The sequence below is a fragment of the Desulfoplanes sp. PS50 genome (genome assembly GCF_053851535.1).
The window spans coordinates 25,775-41,113 of the sequence record NZ_JBSPZA010000009.1; the positions used below are offsets into that span (position 1 = coordinate 25,775).

A 15,339-nucleotide genomic window follows, 5' to 3' on the forward strand; every position below is an offset into this window, starting at 1 on the left:
TTTTTTGAACGAGGGTCTTGCTTGTGGTGTGGTGATTCGAAAGTATGCTCTATGGTTGATACTCATGCTTCGGTGAAAACACCTGCGGTTTTTTGTGAGCCGTGTATCTACCTTGTCAATATAAAAAAAGAATCTTGTGAACATATTGACAAGATAAATCGATAGGTTTACCAAATTAAAACCTGAATAACGATGTGATGCGTCTATGTATCGAACATCTTAATAAGGAGGAGGGTATGGGTTTAAACAGACGTGAATTTGTCAAACTTTGTTCCGGCACGGTGGCCGGCCTTGGGATATCGCAAGTTTTCAATCCCAAGGTTATCCAGGCCATGGAAGAGGGTGCCAAAAAGGCTCCGGTGATCTGGATCCAGGGGCAGGGATGTACCGGTTGTTCGGTTTCCCTGTTGAACTCGGTTCATCCCAAGATCAAGGATGTTCTTCTCAAGGTCATCAGCCTCGAGTATCATCCCACCATCATGGCCGCGGAAGGTGACCTGGCTCTCGAGCACATGTTTGAAGTTGCCGAGAAATTCCAGGGCAAGTTTTTCCTGATCATTGAAGGGGCCATCCCGACCAAGGCCGATGGACGGTATTGCGTTGTCGGTGAAAGAGATGGTCACGAGATCACCATGAAGGATCTGTCTCTGGAACTGGGCAAGAAAGCCTTGGCTACCGTGGCTGTCGGTACCTGCGCTGCCTATGGCGGCATTCCTGCCGGGCAGGGTAACCTCACCGGTGCTGCAGGTGTCAAGGATGTCTTTGCTGCCAACGGACTTGGTGACAAACTGGTCGTTAATGTACCGGGTTGTCCTCCGCATCCCGATTGGATGATCGGAACGCTTCTGGCTGCCTGGCAGTACGCCCTGGGCAAGGGCCCCCTGCCTGAACTCGATAGCGACGGCCGTCCCACGCTTTTCTTTGGTGAAAACATCCATGAAAATTGTCCGTTTCTGGAGCAATTTGAAAACTATGATCTGGCTACCAATTTCATGGAAAAGGACAAGTGTCGGTATCAGCTTGGCTGTAAAGGTCCCAGCGCCTATGCAGATTGCTTCAAGAGGCGTTGGAATGGCGGCGTGAACTGGTGTGTCGAGAACGCTATTTGTATCGGGTGTGTTGAGCCGGGTTTCCCGGATGCCATGTCCCCGCTCTACGAAGAAGGCTAATCACCACGAATCGAAATTCTGAAGAAGGAGTTACTATATGTCAGGATGTAAGCCAAGCAAAGCTCCCGCTGCAGCAGGGGTTTCCTCCAAAAAAATCAAGATTGCCGTTGATCCGGTGACCAGGATCGAGGGGCATCTCAAGGTCGAGGTCGAGGTCAAGAACGGTAAGGTTGTGGATGCCAAGTGTATTGGCGGGATGTATCGTGGTTTTGAAAACATTCTTGTGGGCCGCGACCCTCGGGATGCCTCCCAGCTGACCCAGCGTATCTGCGGTGTCTGTCCCACCGCTCATGCCACCGCCTCGGTTCTGGCCCTGGACGATGCCTTTGGAGTCAAGATCCCCACCAACGGACGTCTGGCTCGGAACCTTATCCTCGGGGCCAATTTTTTGCAGTCCCATATCCTCCATTTTTACCACCTGGCTGCCTTGGACTATGTCAAGGGCCCGGATGCCGCACCTTTTATCCCCCGGTATGAAAATCCGGATCTTCTGACCAACAGAATCAAGGACCCCAAGCAGGCCGAAGCCGTCAACAAGTACGGTCTGGATCAGTATCTGAAGGCTCTTGAAATCCGTCGTATCTGTCATGAGATGGTCGCCCTTCTGGGTGGCAGAATGCCCCATGTTCAGGGAATGGTCGCCGGTGGTACAACCGAATCCCCCTCAAAGGAAAAGATCGCCAAGTACTATGCCCGTTTCAAGGAAGTTCTTGCCTTTGTGAAGGATGAATATCTGCCGCTTATCTATACCCTTGGTACCGTGTATCCCGATCTTTTTGAAACCGGTGCCGGTTACAAGAATTGTGTGGCCTGGGGTGTTTTTCCCATGAGCGACGATGATCCCCTGGATCTGCTGCTCAAACGCGGTGCCTTTGTCGACGGCAAGGATGTCAAGGTCGATCCCGCCAAGATCAAGGAGTATGTCGGTCATTCCTGGTTCAACCAGAGCAAGTCCGGCCTCAACTTTTCCGAAGGCGAGACCGTTCCCGATGTCGACAAGGCCGGTGCCTACAGCTTCATCAAGTCTCCCCGCTATGCCGACAAGTCCTGTGAAGCAGGTCCCCTGGCCCGTTTGTGGGTCACCAATCCCGAGCTCAGCGACGTCGGTCAGAAGATGCTCAAGGAAAAATACGGCATCAAGGCCAAGATGTTCCGTGACCTGGGCGACAAGGCCTTCTCCATCATGGGTCGGCACGTGGCCCGCGCCGAAGAAACCCTGATCGTTGCCAATGCCATGGCCGATTGGCTCAAGGAAATCGTCCCCGGCAAGTCCACCTACATGGAATACGAACTGCCTCAGACCGGTGAAGGGCTCGGCATGACCGAAGCTCCGCGCGGCGCTCTGCTGCACTACATCGATGTCAAGGATCAGAAGATCAGCAACTACCAGATCATCTCCGCGACCATCTGGAACGCCAATCCCATGGATGACATGGGTCAGCGCGGTCCCATCGAGGAATGTCTGGTCGGTGTACCTGTTCCCGATTACAAGAATCCCGTCAATGTGGGGCGGCTGATCCGCTCCTTTGATCCGTGACTGGGCTGTGCCGTGCACGTGTTGCACGCTGAGACTGGTGAAGAGAACGTCGTTACCTACGACTGCATCTAAACCTTGTGCTGGACTTCAGCACCTGATGACCATAAAAGGCCGGATCTTGTCCGGCCTTTTTTCTTGATCTGTCCCACAATGGCGGCAATCCAATCTTGGAGAAAGACGATGAAAGAATTACTTGTTCTTGGGGTGGGAAATCTCCTGCTCATGGATGAAGGCGTAGGGGTCTATGCGGTTCAGGAACTTCAAAACGAAGAAGGCTGGCCCCTTGACCGGGTCGACTTCATCGATGGCGGGACCTTTACCCAGGATATATTTTACCTGTTTCAGGAATATGAAAAACTTCTGGTTCTTGACGCTGTCCGCGGGGGGCGTGAGCCCGGGACTATTTATCGCCATGAAGAAAAGGACCTCCGGGAAAACAAGGAACAGGCCCTTTCCCTGCACGACATCGATCTGCTCGATTCCTTGAAGATGGCCGAATTGCTGGGCAATAAGCCCGAATTGACCGTCATCGGGATCGAACCCCTGGAATTGTGCGTCTGGAAAATGGAGATGACCCCCCCGTTGCAGAAGGCCTTTCCCCGGTATATGGATATCGTGCGCAAGGAGATCCGGGCCCAGCTCAATCTTTGATTGCGAAAAGGAGCAATACATTGGAAAAAATTGTCGTATCTGTTTTGGGACAGGATCGTCCGGGAATTGTCGCTTCTGTCTCGAGCATCCTCTATGATCATGGATGCAATATCGAAGATCTCACCCAGACGATTCTACAGGCCGAATTCGCCGCTATCCTGCTTGTTGATTGCCCAACATCCTGTTTGAAAGCCCTTCAGGAAGATCTTTCCCAGGCCCTCGAACCGCTGAATTTGAGCGTTTTTGTTCGCGCAGCCGCTTCCTCCGCACTGTATGAGCCACAAGAATCCACCCCACTCGTGGTGACTACGAGTGGCACCGATTGTTCGGGACAGGTGGCCAGGGTTTCCGAGGTCATCAAACAGGCAGGCGGCAATATCAGTGAGCTCAAGGCCGTCAGACACACCGAGACAGATCATGTTCGTTTCATCATGATTTTTGAAATCGATTTTCCTGGTTCCTCGGACCAGGCCCTGTTCAGAAAGCATCTTGGAGTTGCCTGCCGGGAGCTTGGACTTGATTATTCCGTCCAGCATCGGGAAATTTTTGAATCCATCAATCGGATTTGAGAAATTTTAGAAATTTTAGAGATTTGAGAAATTTTAGAGATTTGAGAGATTTAAGAGATTTTAGAGATTTAAGAGATTTGAGAGATTTTAGAAATTTAAGAAATTTAAGAAATTTTAGAAATTTGAGAGAGTTGAGAAATTTGAGAGAGTTGAGAAATTTGAGAGAGTTGGGAGATTTTGAGAGTTGAGTGAGTTGAGAGATTGGGGAGAGGGGGAAAGGTGGTTTATGGGTTTTTGGCATCGACTTTTTTCAATCCCGGCATTTTTTATTAAAGGCTGCACAGGTGTCTTTCCATGGTCTGCCATGGAGGGGCATATAACAAGGAAGAAACATGCTTACTGAACGTGAAGTCCTGTCGACCATCGCGATGGTCAAAAACGAACATCTGGATGTTCGAACCGTCACCCTGGGGATCAATCTTTTTGATTGTGTTTCAGATGACCTGCATCGTTTTCAGGACAAAATATATCAACGGATCACCGGGCTGGCCGGAGAGCTGGTCGAGATATGCGATGAATTCGGCGATATTTACGGTATTCCCATTGTCAACAAGCGTATTGCCATCAGTCCCATCGGGGTCGTGGGCGCACCCTTTTCCACCTCTCAGATGGTATCCATCGCCAGGACCCTGGATCAGGCTGCCAAGGACGTGAACATCGATTTTATCGGTGGATTCGGGTGTCTGGTCCAAAAGGGAATGGCAACAGGTGATATCGCCCTGATCGATTCCATTCCCGAGGCCCTGACCGTGACCGATCGGATCTGTGCTTCCGTGAATGTGGCCACGACCCGCGCAGGGATCAACATGGACGCTGTGGCCAGGATGGGTCATATTATCAAGCAGGCCGCGGCCATGACCTCGGACAAGGACGGGCTGGCCTGCGCCAAACTCTGCGTTTTCGCGAATATTCCCCAGGATGTTCCCTTCATGGCCGGGGCCTATCTCGGTGTCGGAGAACCCTCGTCGGTGATCAATGTGGGCGTGAGTGGACCCGGAGTGGTCAAAAAGGCCATTGACCGCGCCCTGGTAAGCAATCCCGAGGCATCCATCGGCGAAATTTCCGAGGTCATCAAGCAGACCGCTTACAAGGTTACCCGGGCCGGACAGCTTATCGGCAAGAAGGTGGCTGAGAGATTGGGCGTGCAATTTGGGATCGTTGATCTTTCCCTGGCCCCGACCCCCAATGTGGGTGACAGCGTGGGCGAGATCTTTCAGGCCATTGGACTCAGAAATATCGGGGTCCCGGGCTCCACGGCCATTCTGGCCATGCTCAACGATGCCGTGAAAAAAGGCGGTGCCTTTGCCAGTTCCCGTGTTGGAGGACTCAGCGGTGCCTTCATCCCCGTGAGTGAGGATCTGAATATTGCAGGTGCTGCCAGTTGCGGAGATCTCTGTCTGGAGAAACTCGAGGCCATGACCGCGGTGTGTTCGGTGGGTCTGGATATGGTCGCCATCCCCGGAGATACACCGGCGGAAACCCTATCAGCCATTATTGCCGATGAAATGGCCATTGGAATGATCAACAAGAAGACGACGGCAACGCGGATCATCCCCGTACCCGGCAAAAAGGCCGGTGACTTTGCCCGGTTCGGCGGGTTGCTCGGAGAAGCCGAAATCATGCCTGTCCGTTCCCCGGGTGCCTCGGATGTTTTTGTGCGTCGGGGAGGGCTCATTCCGGCCCCGCTGCAGAGCATGATCAATTAGGGGCTGGGGTTGTACGTTTTTGGAGTGTGAATGAGTATGTAGTGCGCAGTACAGAGTATATAGTGCGCAGTTCGCAGTGCGCAGTGCGCAGGAAAAAAGTGAATCATCGGGGCGGACACACGGGTCCGCCCAAAGGCCTTGAAGTGCGCAGGAAAGGCACGGCAAGATTCGGCATATCCAGATGCCTCAAGAGGGTTATCATGGATGATGTGGTACGAGGCCGGCGAGGGAGTTTCAAATCGATTGAAACGGAGCAAACCAGCCATGCTGTCCCAGGATCCTGAAGAAGACAGGTTTGCCGTAAGTGGGACGTGTCGTGATCTTGCCTCGCGGACATATTTTGTATATCTCATCCTTATATTTGTCTGATGAGAAAATCACTGTTCAGTATGATAGGTACCAGGGAGAACCAGATGGAAGCACAGGAAAAGGATATGCAGGCGGAAAACCAGTCCCAGAATGTCAATTACGCTGAAGAAGTGCAAAAGGATCTGATCGACACCCGCAGGGATTCGGGCAAGGTGGCCATCGCCATATCCATCATGTCCATCATCCTGCTGGTTGTTTTCTATTTCGGGTTCAGACAGAATTTTACCGAGCTTCGGGAACAGGTCGATGCGCTGAACGGTTTGCAGACACGCGTTGTCACCCTCGAGGAAGATGTGGCCGGTCTCAAGACCCTGCCCGAAAAGACCCGATTTATGCTCATGGGCACCATGACCCAGGAGATGGCCAACAAGGCTGATTATCTCGGGACGCAGGCGGCTTCCCAGGAACAGGCTGACAAGATTCGCGAGGCACAGCGGCTGCTCGAAGAGATCCAAAAGGAGTTTGCAGCCGCTGCCAGATAAATTGTTTTGCGCAAAGCCATTTTAAATCCCGGGGATCTTTTCCGGGATTTTTTTATGGGAATGGATACAGACCAGGAGTGGGCATGGATGTTTTTTTAGCCAGGGCTGATACGTATGAAGGTGCACAACATGTTGTGTTCCATCTTTTGGACAGCCTGAACCTGTCTCTGCCTCCGAGCGGTCATGTTTTGATCAAGCCCAATCTCATCTCCTCGCGCAACGCGACGCTTGCCTGCACCCATCCCGCCATAGTTGCTGCCACGGCCGGATATTTTCTGAACAAAGGCTGGACTGTTGTTGTGGGTGACTCCCCCGCCTTTGGCTCGGCCCGCGCAGTGGGGAGGGCATCCGGGCTGACCCGTCTTCTCGATGATCTGGGCCTTGATCTGGTGACTCTGGACCACCCTGTTGCTACATCTTTCGGTCCCTTCAGGGCCGGGATCTCTGCAACTGCCCTCAATGCCTCCCTGATCGTCAACCTCCCCAAACTCAAGGCCCATTCACAGATGCGTGTATCTGCCGGGGTCAAGAATCTTTTCGGCACGGTCTCGGGTTTCCGAAAACCCCTGATTCACTTCAGGCATGGCGATAGAGGGAGACGATTCGCAAGTTTTTTCGTCCACCTGATGCAGGCCCTTCCTGAAACCATCTCTCTTGTGGACGGGATCACGGCCATGCACGAAACCGGCCCGACCTTTGGGAAGCCCTTTGCCGGTCATTTTCTTGGTGCGAGCAGGGATACCGTGGCCCTGGATACGGCGGTCTATGTCCTGCTCGGTCTCAAACCCGGGGATGTGCCCCTCTGGCAGGAAGGCATCCGCATGGGACTACCCGGCGCGATTGCCGACAATCTGAACTATCCCCTGAAATCTCCAGCAGATTTTGATTTCTCTTCCTTTGTACTTCCCCACGAACTGCATCCCCAGATTTTTGGTCCCAAACGGTTGATCCGCAGCATGATCAAGCGACTGATCCGTTAGTACCTTACTCGTGAAAGTCTGCCATAAAAAACAAGAATATCGAAAGATGTAAAACTGCACGCAACGCCCGGCATATTAGATATGCCTCGAGGATCAGAGGATCAGAGAAAAAACCAGAGGGAAAATGTCTTTCTCTGTGCCGTTCTCTGATCCTCTGATCCTCGAGCGAGCGTGCGAGCGGGCGTTGAAACCTTTGTTGGGTTGCGGGCGCCAGCTCGCATTGGATTTGCCAATGTATTGCATTGGTTGATTTTCCCGATTGGTCGAGACGTAAAATCCCCCGCCCTCACCTGTGTGAGAACGGGGGATTATGATTGGTGAAGATTCGTTGGATCAGGCTCGATCCTTTTTTCAGGCCACTTCAGCGGCTTCGACCGCTTCTGTATCCAATTCACCTTCCAGTCGCGAGACGACCAGGGCGCCAGTTGCATCACCCATGACATTGAGCGTGGTCCGCGCCATGTCGAGGATACGGTCCACACCGGCGACCAGGGCGATACCTTCCATGGGCAGATTGACCTGGGTGAAGACCATGGTCATGACAACCAGGGCTGCCGAAGGGACACCGACCGAACCAATGGATGCCAGGATGGCCATAAGCAGGATGCTCACCTGGGAACCGAGACTCAAGTCGATTCCATAGATCTGGGCCACGAACATGGAGGCCAGACCGAGATAGAGTGCCGCGCCGTCCATATTGATGGTTGTACCCAGAGGAATGGTGAAGCTGGAGATCTCTCTGGGGGCACCGAGCTTTGCCGTGGCTGTCAGATTCGCCGGCAGGGCCGCGGCACTGGAGCAGGTGGAAAAGGCGATCAGCAGCGGCTGGGTCATGATGCGGAAGTAGGTTTTCAGATTTACTCGGGCCACACCCTTGAGCAGGGGCAGGTAGACGACGCAGATCTGGATGACTGCAGCAACATACATAAGCAGGATGAGCTTGAGCAGGGGAAGCAGTACCTGCAGACCGCTGTTGGCTACGGTATAGGCGATGAGCGCGAAGACACCGTAGGGAGCATAGCTCATGACTGCGTGAGTGATCTTGATCATGACATCGTTGGTGACCTCAAAGACCTTGAGCAGGGGGCGTCCCTTTTCACCCAGTGCGGACAGGGCGAAGCCAAAGAAAATGGCGAAAAAGATGATCTGCAGCAGATTGCCATCGGCAAAGGCCTGGGCCGGGTTGAGAGGAACGATGTTCAGCAGGGTGTCCACGGCGCTTGGCGGAGCGATTTCTCTGGCCGTGAGTCCTTCCGTGGCGAGATTCAACCCGACCCCCGGCTGAAAGATGTTGGCCACCAGCAAGCCGATGAATACGGCCATCCCGGTGGTAAATAAATAATAGATGATGGTTTTGACAGATATCCGTCCCAGCTTGCTCAGATCACCCATGGACGCTGCACCGGTGACCAGGGATGCAAAGACCAGGGGAACGACGATCATCCTGATGAGTCGGATGAAGATGTCACCAAAGGGTTTGACCCATGAGGAATCCCAGTTGACGAATTGGAGGAAGAGTCCCAGTAGGATACCCAACCCAAAACCGATACCCATTTTGGCCGGCAGACTCATCTTCTTTGTGGTTGTAGTCATAGAAATACCATCTCCCTTTTCGTTTGGGGTTGATGCCATATTGCCCGATACGACGGACAATCATGGCGTGCTGGTGTTTGGCCGATATGCCGTATTTTCTCCTGATGCCGGAAGGCTCAGTCCGCCTGCCCGGTTCGAGCGGTTTGAACGATTGCCTCGGCAAGAATCTGTGCCGAATCATAGAGATCGACCGGTGAATCGAGCTGCGAGGTGAGGATGGACAGCTCGGTACAGGCCACAAGCAGTGCCTCCGCGCGATGTGCAACGAGCTGTTCGGCCGCCTGTTGCAGAATTTTTACCTCTTCCTGTCCATAGGATCCGGTCTTTATTGTCTTGATCGCGTTCATGACTTCGTCCTGAATCGCAGCAGCGGGCGTGATCAGTCGGACATCGGAGGAGGCGAAGCGATCTGTGTACAGACCAAGATCGAGAACCGCTGTGGATGCCAGCAGTCCCACCGTTTTGATACCGGGGGTCTGCTGTGTCACGGTCGTAACGGTCAGCTCGATCATGTCCAGAACGGGTATGGAGACGGCAGCCTGGACATCCGGGTGGTAATAATGAGCTGTATTACAAGGCATGGCCAAAAAATCCACACCCCATACAGCGAGTTTGCGTGCCATTTCCTGCAGACAGAGAATCGGACTCTCTCCTGTCTTTTCGATCAGGGCCTTGATGCGTGAGGGCACCTTGGGGTTGTTGTCGACCACCATGCGGATATGGTCGATATCATCGCGGGCGGGAGTCGCCTTGATGATCCGGGCCATGAGATCGACCGTGGCTTCCGGACCCATGCCTCCGAGGATTCCAACTGTTTTTTCCGACATTTCGTACCACCTGTATACGACAAAGCCCCAACAGCCGCTGTGGGACCATGCGCGACTGTTGGGGCTCATTGTTATTCGGCAACGTCCTCCATGCCGAGAATGGGATTGATGTAGGCATACAAAGCCGGTGATCCACCGGTATGCACGTAGAGAACCTTTTCACCTTTCTTGAAATAGCCCTTGCGACAGAGATCGATCATCCCGGCCATGGCCTTGCCGGTGTAGACCGGATCGAGGAGAATGCCCTCGGTCTTGGCCATGATGTTCACTGCCTCGACCATTTTTTTGTTGGGCACGGAATACTTGGGACGCCAATAATCTCCGAATGTCACCACGGCATCACGGGGAATTTTCTGGTTGACCCCGACCCGAGCTGCGGTTTCCACGGCCACCTTGTGGACTAGGGGATCCTGGTCTTCGGGATCGCGACTTACCCCGATGCCGACAATGGGAATGTTCATGTTGCATCCCAGAAAGCCGGTCAGCAGGCCGGCATGCGTTCCTGCGGAACCCGATGCCACGCACAGTCTGTCGATATTGAGGCCTTTTTCGAACAACTGGGTCTGAATTTCCTGGGCACAGGAAACATATCCGGTGGCCCCGATGGCATTGGATCCTCCACCGGGAATGATGTAGCCGCGTCTGCCTTCCTTGGCGAGATCGTCAGCAACCTTTTCCATGGCGGATCCCATGTCACTGCCTGCGGCAACGATTTCAATCTTTTCCACCCCCAGAAGTCGAAAGAGGAAATTGTTACCCGATGCGTCAGGATTGTAACTGCCGGGAACCCGTTCTTCCAGAACCAGACGGCATTTCAGTCCTTCCTTGACGGCCGCGGCCAATGTCAGACGGCAATGGTTCGACTGAACGGCCCCGCAGGTAATCAGGGTGTCGGCCTTCTGCTCCAAAGCATCGGCGACCAGGAATTCGAGTTTGCGGGTCTTGTTGCCGCCTGCAGTCAGCCCGAGCAGATCGTCACGCTTGATGTAGATGTCGGGGCCTCCGATGGCCTCGGTGAATCGGGGCAAAAATTCGATGGGAGTCGGTCCTTCGGTGTAGCGGCGTCGAGGAAATTGTGCCAAGTTCATGAGAAAACCTCCTGTGGGTTGGAATTAGAGTTTGCAAATGGCTTCGATTTCGATTCGTGCATTCTTGGGCAGGCCGGCCACCTGAAAGGCAGAGCGGGCTGGTGCCGGATCCGTGAAGTACTGGGCATAGACCTCGTTGACTTGGGCGAAGTCAGCCATATCCGTTAGAAAAACGGTCATCTTCACGGCCTGTTCCAGCCGGGTACCCGCAGCAGTGGCAACGGCTTCGACGTTCTTCAGACATTGATGGCAGAGGGCCTGTATGTCCCCGGTTACAAATTCCCCGGTTGCAGGATCGACCGGGAGCTGTCCGGAAATGAAGAGCAGGTCGTTGGCGATGATGCCCTGGGAATAGGGACCAATGGCGGAAGGGGCTTCTTTGGTAACAACGGATTGCAGGGTTTTGCCTGGCAGCATGAACAAACCTCCGTGGTTGGTTGTGGTGAGCTGATCAACAATCAGATATGATTGAGGTTCTGTTGTGATTGGATCTTTTTGAGATAATTGTAGATGGTGTATTTTGAGACGCCCACGAGCAGGGCGACGTGATCCACTGCTCCCTTGACCTGAAAGGCGCCGGTTTCCTTGAGTTCGCGGACCAGTTCCACCTTTTCGTCGGTGGTCATGGAAGCGGGCTGTTTACCGATGGCCGCAACGGCCTGATCGAAAAGGGCCTCGATCGTCTCGGATATGGAGGTTGAAAAGGTTTCCACTTTTTCCTGGTCCTTTTCCGCAGCCATCGAGGTGAACATCTCAAGGGCATGGATGGCGTTGCAATAATCCGTGGTGTCGAAGTTGATACAAAAGGCGGCAATAACCTCGTTCTGGGTATTGCGAATGAAACTGGTCGTGGATTTCAGGCAGCGGCCGTCGCTGGTCGTGGTCTTGTAATTATATCGGTCCTTGATGGCAGATCCCTCCCGGTGCAGGGTCTTGACCACCAGATCCGTTATGGGACTGCCGATGGTGCGATGCGTGACATCGCCGGCGATATATCTGATGGAATTCTGGGGCTGGGCAAGATCATGGACGACCACCTCGAAATTGCGGGGAAATGTGGCCACAAGAGAGTCGGCGAGTTGGATCAATGTCTTGAAAATCAAATCGTTGGTTGCGTTGTGGGGCATGATGTCTCCTGGAGTGTCGCTGTGATAGTTTCAGCTTATTGCAAGCTGGGTTGGTCATGTCAACTAAAATTTGTGTAAATCTTCAACAAAAATTTTAATACCAGGTAAAAAATTAAAGAGCCAAAAAAGAGCCTTTCGCCTCCATCTGAGATGGAGGCGAAAGGCTCTTTTTTTGGCGATGTACCTGACAGATTAAAAGGTATGTCCGGAAATATGAGTCGTGGCGCACAACCCGGTTTACGAAGGAGATGAAAAATGCGGCGTCTCGTGGTCCGGGGGGGATTGTGTCACTGTGTGGGCTTTTCGGGCGTTGTGCATCCAGAAGAGTATCAGGGCCACGACCGCCCCCAGGGCATCGGCGAGCATGTCTTTCTGCGCATCCCAGGGATCACCCTGGACACCGAGAAAGGCCATGCCCGCGTCAGGGGCCATGATCAGGACGAAGATCCATTCCAGGATCTCGTAGCCTGCAGCCACGAAAAAAATGAAAAACAGGGGAAAAAGCAGCAGAATGGTTCTGGAACGGACCAGCCGGTAGCGGAGAAGCAGCTCGGCAGCTGGATAGGCGTAAAAACCCACGCTGAAATGGGCGATGCGGTCGAAATGGTTTCGGGTAAAGCCGAAGGTGTCGGTGATCAGGCCGAAAGGAACCCGGGCAAAGGTGTAGTGGGCCCCGATGGTGTGCAAAAAGACCAGAACGGCCATGAGCACATAGGCGGTGTCCGAGAATCGATGTTTCCTGAAGGTCATCCCCAGTCCAAGGACAATGAGTACGATGGGAAGATTTTCCGCTATCCAGACGCCCCGATCGTACGGAGCATAGCCGAGAAGGATGAAGACCAGGACATATATTCCCAGAAGAAGATGAGGAATGCCCAGAGGACAATGTTCCGTCAGGGTGGAAAGATTCTTGTCATTTGTGCTCATGGTTACGGCCTACAGGGTGATTGCGGCCCTGATCGTTTCGAAGGGAAGATTCAGAGCAGCGCGCAAGCATTCGCCGCAAGGTGTCTTTGGAAATGCCCAGCTCGCGGCAGGTCTGCATTTTTTTGCCCTTGTTGCGTGCAAGGGCATCCACGACCGCCTTGCATTTGATTTCTTCGAGGGTACGAGGCGGCGGGGGAAATCCCGAAGAGGGAGGAGCTGCCTGGTTGGGCTGGAGATATTCCGGCAGGTGCTCTATCTGGATAAATCCCGAAGAACAGAGGATAAACGCGTATTCGAGGATGTTTTCCAGTTCCCTGATGTTCCCGGGAAACTCGCACCGCATGAGCAATGCAAGGACGTCCTCGGAGACACCCAGGATCTCCTTGTTCTGAAGCAGATTGAGCCGCTGAATGAAATGATCGATGAGCAGGGGAAGATCTTCCAGGCGATCCCGAAGGGGAGGAAGTTCCAATTGGACGACATTCAGCCGATAGTAGAGATCCAGGCGGAACCGCTCTTCCTGAACCAGATCCATGAGATTTTTGTTCGAGGCCGCAATGATCCTGACATCAGCGGTTTCGCTTTTGGTTGCACCGAGAGACTCGTAGGTTTTTTCCTGAAGGACCCTGAGGATCTTGACCTGGATGGGAAGGGGCATATCACCGATTTCATCCAGAAACAGGGTTCCTCCTTCAGCGAGTTTGAACCGTCCGGGCTTGTCTTTTTTGGCGTCGGTAAAGGCACCGGCCTTGTATCCGAACAATTCCGACTCAAGGAGATTTTCCGGTAGAGCCCCGCAATTGACGCTGACAAGGGGTCCGGATTTCCGGTCGCTCAGGTTGTGGATGGCCCGGGCAAAAAGCTCCTTGCCGGTTCCGGATTCTCCGGTCAGAAGGACTGTTGCCGGGTTCTTGGCAATTTGGGGGAGAATGGCGAAGATCTTGGAAACAGCCCGGCTTTTGCCGACAATATCCTCAAAGGTGTACGAGCCGCTTATGGTCCGGCGCATCAGGGCGATGGCGCTCAAATCCCTGAATGTCTCGACGCCTCCGATGATCCTTCCCTCATGGTCGTGCAAAGGGGCTGCGCTGATGCTGACCGGGATCTTTTTGCCGTCGGGGCGGATGATGAAGATCGATTTGTTGGCAATGGGTTTTTGTTTTTCAAGACTGCATTCAAGGGCGCATGCTCCGTCACAGATGCTCGATCTGAATACCTCCCAGCATTTCCTGCCTATGGCATCCTTGGGGGCTATCTGGGTAACCTTGGAAGCTGCCGTGTTGAAGTAGGTGATATTCCATTCCAGATCCACGGTGAAAACCCCGTCACCGATACTGTCTAAAATGGCCTCACACGGCAGTTCCCTTGGAAAATGCATGCATGTTTCCCGATCTCAAAAAAAGGACGATTGCTGTGATGTCTGGAAACATTCAGTCCCTCACGTATGATGACATACGCTTTGGTCCCGGTTTGTCCCTGCATCTTGCACTCGAACCCTTTTGAACAAAACCCTGTTGGAATGAATGTATAACAGCCTATTTCGCTTTTTTCTTGGCTGCAACTTCCTGGCGAAGCCAGTCATACCAGGATTCCATGCCTTCTCCTGTCCGTGCGGACAGACAAAAGACCTGGATATCCTTGTTCAACTGTCTGGCGAACTTGGTTGCCCGTTCCAGACTGAAATCCACGTACGGGAGCAGGTCGATCTTGTTGAGAATCATCACCTTGGATTCCGCGAACATGAGCGGGTATTTCTCCGGCTTGTCGTCGCCTTCAGTGACGCTTAAAATGGTCACCTTGTAGTCTTCTCCCACTTCGAATTCGGCCGGGCAGACGAGGTTGCCGACATTTTCCACGAACAGGATATCTGTATCGTCGAGCTTCATCTGATTACATGCCTGCAAGACCATGGAGCTGTCCAGATGACAGCCGCCGTCCGTGTTGATCTGCAGGGCCTGGGCCCCGGTTGCGGCAACCCGCTTGGCATCATTGGAGGTCATGACATCACCTTCAATGACCGCCATCATGAACTCTTTTTTAAGGTCGGTGAGTGTCCTTTCAAGAAGCGTGGTTTTACCCGATCCAGGTGAGCTCATGAGATTGAGCGTCAGAATGTGCATCTGCCGGAACATGTTTCGTAATTGTTCGGAAATGCGATCGTTGGCTTCTAGAATGTTTCTGATGACGGGTATTTCCATGAAAATGATCTCCTTGCCTTGATAATCTGAAAAAAGATGATGATTCGTGAGTTGGATGACGGCCGGCTTGAGACACGTGATTCATCTCACAGTAACCGTCTCCGAAAGGTACAATC

General features: G+C 53.1%; 15 protein-coding genes. 7 read left to right on the top strand and 8 right to left on the bottom strand.

Going from position 1 to position 15,339, the window contains the following annotated elements; translation table 11 throughout:
* Window positions 1-236 precede the first annotated feature (236 nt).
* From hysB to ACTVJH_RS05815, 7 genes are all read left to right on the top strand, one after another.
* Window positions 237-1,169 carry a NiFeSe hydrogenase small subunit gene (gene hysB / locus ACTVJH_RS05785; RefSeq protein WP_455988399.1) on the top strand — a complete coding sequence of 311 codons (933 nt, stop codon included), beginning with the start codon at window positions 237-239 and terminating at the stop codon, window positions 1,167-1,169.
* 37 nt (window positions 1,170-1,206) lie between these two features.
* On the top strand, window positions 1,207-2,706 hold the full coding sequence (gene hysA / locus ACTVJH_RS05790) for a NiFeSe hydrogenase large subunit HysA (RefSeq protein WP_455988401.1): 1,500 nt from the start codon (window positions 1,207-1,209) through the stop codon (window positions 2,704-2,706).
* Between the two features lie 180 nt (window positions 2,707-2,886).
* Window positions 2,887-3,357 carry a NiFeSe hydrogenase maturation protease gene (hysD, locus tag ACTVJH_RS05795; protein WP_455988403.1) on the top strand — a complete coding sequence of 157 codons (471 nt, stop codon included), beginning with the start codon at window positions 2,887-2,889 and terminating at the stop codon, window positions 3,355-3,357.
* Window positions 3,358-3,377: 20 nt separating this feature from the next.
* On the top strand, window positions 3,378-3,926 hold the full coding sequence (locus ACTVJH_RS05800) for a glycine cleavage system protein R (RefSeq protein ID WP_455988405.1): 549 nt from the start codon (window positions 3,378-3,380) through the stop codon (window positions 3,924-3,926).
* A 332-nt stretch (window positions 3,927-4,258) separates the two neighbouring features.
* The gene (locus tag ACTVJH_RS05805) at window positions 4,259-5,632 is read left to right on the top strand and encodes a DUF711 family protein (protein WP_455988407.1); all 1,374 of its coding nucleotides are present in this window, start codon (window positions 4,259-4,261) and stop codon (window positions 5,630-5,632) included.
* 413 nt (window positions 5,633-6,045) lie between these two features.
* Window positions 6,046-6,483, top strand: a complete 438-nt coding sequence (locus ACTVJH_RS05810) for a hypothetical protein (RefSeq protein WP_455988409.1) — start codon at window positions 6,046-6,048, stop codon at window positions 6,481-6,483.
* Window positions 6,484-6,566: 83 nt separating this feature from the next.
* A complete protein-coding gene (locus ACTVJH_RS05815) occupies window positions 6,567-7,463 on the top strand; it encodes a DUF362 domain-containing protein (protein ID WP_455988411.1) in 897 nt (298 codons plus the stop codon).
* A gap of 351 nt (window positions 7,464-7,814) precedes the next feature.
* Here ACTVJH_RS05815 and ACTVJH_RS05820 read toward each other — a convergent pair whose 3' ends face one another.
* From ACTVJH_RS05820 to hypB, 8 genes are all read right to left on the bottom strand, one after another.
* Window positions 7,815-9,056 (bottom strand): dicarboxylate/amino acid:cation symporter, encoded by a 1,242-nt coding sequence (locus ACTVJH_RS05820; RefSeq protein ID WP_455988413.1) that lies wholly within the window; start codon window positions 9,054-9,056, stop codon window positions 7,815-7,817.
* Window positions 9,057-9,172: 116 nt separating this feature from the next.
* Entirely contained in the window at window positions 9,173-9,883 is a 711-nt protein-coding gene (gene cuyB / locus ACTVJH_RS05825; RefSeq protein WP_455988415.1) for a cysteate racemase, read from the bottom strand.
* A 71-nt stretch (window positions 9,884-9,954) separates the two neighbouring features.
* Complete coding sequence (gene cuyA, locus ACTVJH_RS05830) at window positions 9,955-10,971, bottom strand: D-cysteate sulfo-lyase (protein WP_455988417.1); 1,017 nt, start codon at window positions 10,969-10,971, stop codon at window positions 9,955-9,957.
* A 24-nt stretch (window positions 10,972-10,995) separates the two neighbouring features.
* Window positions 10,996-11,388, bottom strand: a complete 393-nt coding sequence (locus ACTVJH_RS05835) for a RidA family protein (RefSeq protein WP_455988419.1) — start codon at window positions 11,386-11,388, stop codon at window positions 10,996-10,998.
* A gap of 41 nt (window positions 11,389-11,429) precedes the next feature.
* Complete coding sequence (locus ACTVJH_RS05840) at window positions 11,430-12,098, bottom strand: helix-turn-helix transcriptional regulator (protein ID WP_455988421.1); 669 nt, start codon at window positions 12,096-12,098, stop codon at window positions 11,430-11,432.
* Window positions 12,099-12,335: 237 nt separating this feature from the next.
* Window positions 12,336-13,025 (bottom strand): DUF2238 domain-containing protein, encoded by a 690-nt coding sequence (locus tag ACTVJH_RS05845; RefSeq protein ID WP_455988423.1) that lies wholly within the window; start codon window positions 13,023-13,025, stop codon window positions 12,336-12,338.
* Complete coding sequence (locus tag ACTVJH_RS05850) at window positions 13,012-14,403, bottom strand: sigma-54 interaction domain-containing protein (RefSeq protein ID WP_455988425.1); 1,392 nt, start codon at window positions 14,401-14,403, stop codon at window positions 13,012-13,014. Before ACTVJH_RS05850 ends, ACTVJH_RS05845 begins: the two co-directional genes overlap by 14 nt.
* A 157-nt stretch (window positions 14,404-14,560) precedes the next feature.
* Window positions 14,561-15,223 (bottom strand): hydrogenase nickel incorporation protein HypB, encoded by a 663-nt coding sequence (gene hypB / locus ACTVJH_RS05855; RefSeq protein WP_455988427.1) that lies wholly within the window; start codon window positions 15,221-15,223, stop codon window positions 14,561-14,563.
* Between the last annotated feature and the right edge of the window lie 116 nt (window positions 15,224-15,339).

Excerpts from the sequence above, each read along its gene's own strand:
- hysB (WP_455988399.1), top strand. The coding sequence starts at position 237 with ATGGGTTTAAACAGACGTGAATTTGTCAAACTTTGTTCCGGCACGGTG.
- hysA (WP_455988401.1), top strand. The coding sequence starts at position 1,207 with ATGTCAGGATGTAAGCCAAGCAAAGCTCCCGCTGCAGCAGGGGTTTCC.
- hysD (WP_455988403.1), top strand. The coding sequence starts at position 2,887 with ATGAAAGAATTACTTGTTCTTGGGGTGGGAAATCTCCTGCTCATGGAT.
- ACTVJH_RS05805 (WP_455988407.1), top strand. The coding sequence starts at position 4,259 with ATGCTTACTGAACGTGAAGTCCTGTCGACCATCGCGATGGTCAAAAAC.
- ACTVJH_RS05810 (WP_455988409.1), top strand. The coding sequence starts at position 6,046 with ATGGAAGCACAGGAAAAGGATATGCAGGCGGAAAACCAGTCCCAGAAT.
- ACTVJH_RS05815 (WP_455988411.1), top strand. The coding sequence starts at position 6,567 with ATGGATGTTTTTTTAGCCAGGGCTGATACGTATGAAGGTGCACAACAT.
- ACTVJH_RS05820 (WP_455988413.1), bottom strand. The coding sequence starts at position 9,056 with ATGACTACAACCACAAAGAAGATGAGTCTGCCGGCCAAAATGGGTATC.
- cuyB (WP_455988415.1), bottom strand. The coding sequence starts at position 9,883 with ATGTCGGAAAAAACAGTTGGAATCCTCGGAGGCATGGGTCCGGAAGCC.
- cuyA (WP_455988417.1), bottom strand. The coding sequence starts at position 10,971 with ATGAACTTGGCACAATTTCCTCGACGCCGCTACACCGAAGGACCGACT.
- ACTVJH_RS05835 (WP_455988419.1), bottom strand. The coding sequence starts at position 11,388 with ATGCTGCCAGGCAAAACCCTGCAATCCGTTGTTACCAAAGAAGCCCCT.
- ACTVJH_RS05840 (WP_455988421.1), bottom strand. The coding sequence starts at position 12,098 with ATGCCCCACAACGCAACCAACGATTTGATTTTCAAGACATTGATCCAA.
- ACTVJH_RS05845 (WP_455988423.1), bottom strand. The coding sequence starts at position 13,025 with ATGAGCACAAATGACAAGAATCTTTCCACCCTGACGGAACATTGTCCT.
- ACTVJH_RS05850 (WP_455988425.1), bottom strand. The coding sequence starts at position 14,403 with ATGCATTTTCCAAGGGAACTGCCGTGTGAGGCCATTTTAGACAGTATC.
- hypB (WP_455988427.1), bottom strand. The coding sequence starts at position 15,223 with ATGGAAATACCCGTCATCAGAAACATTCTAGAAGCCAACGATCGCATT.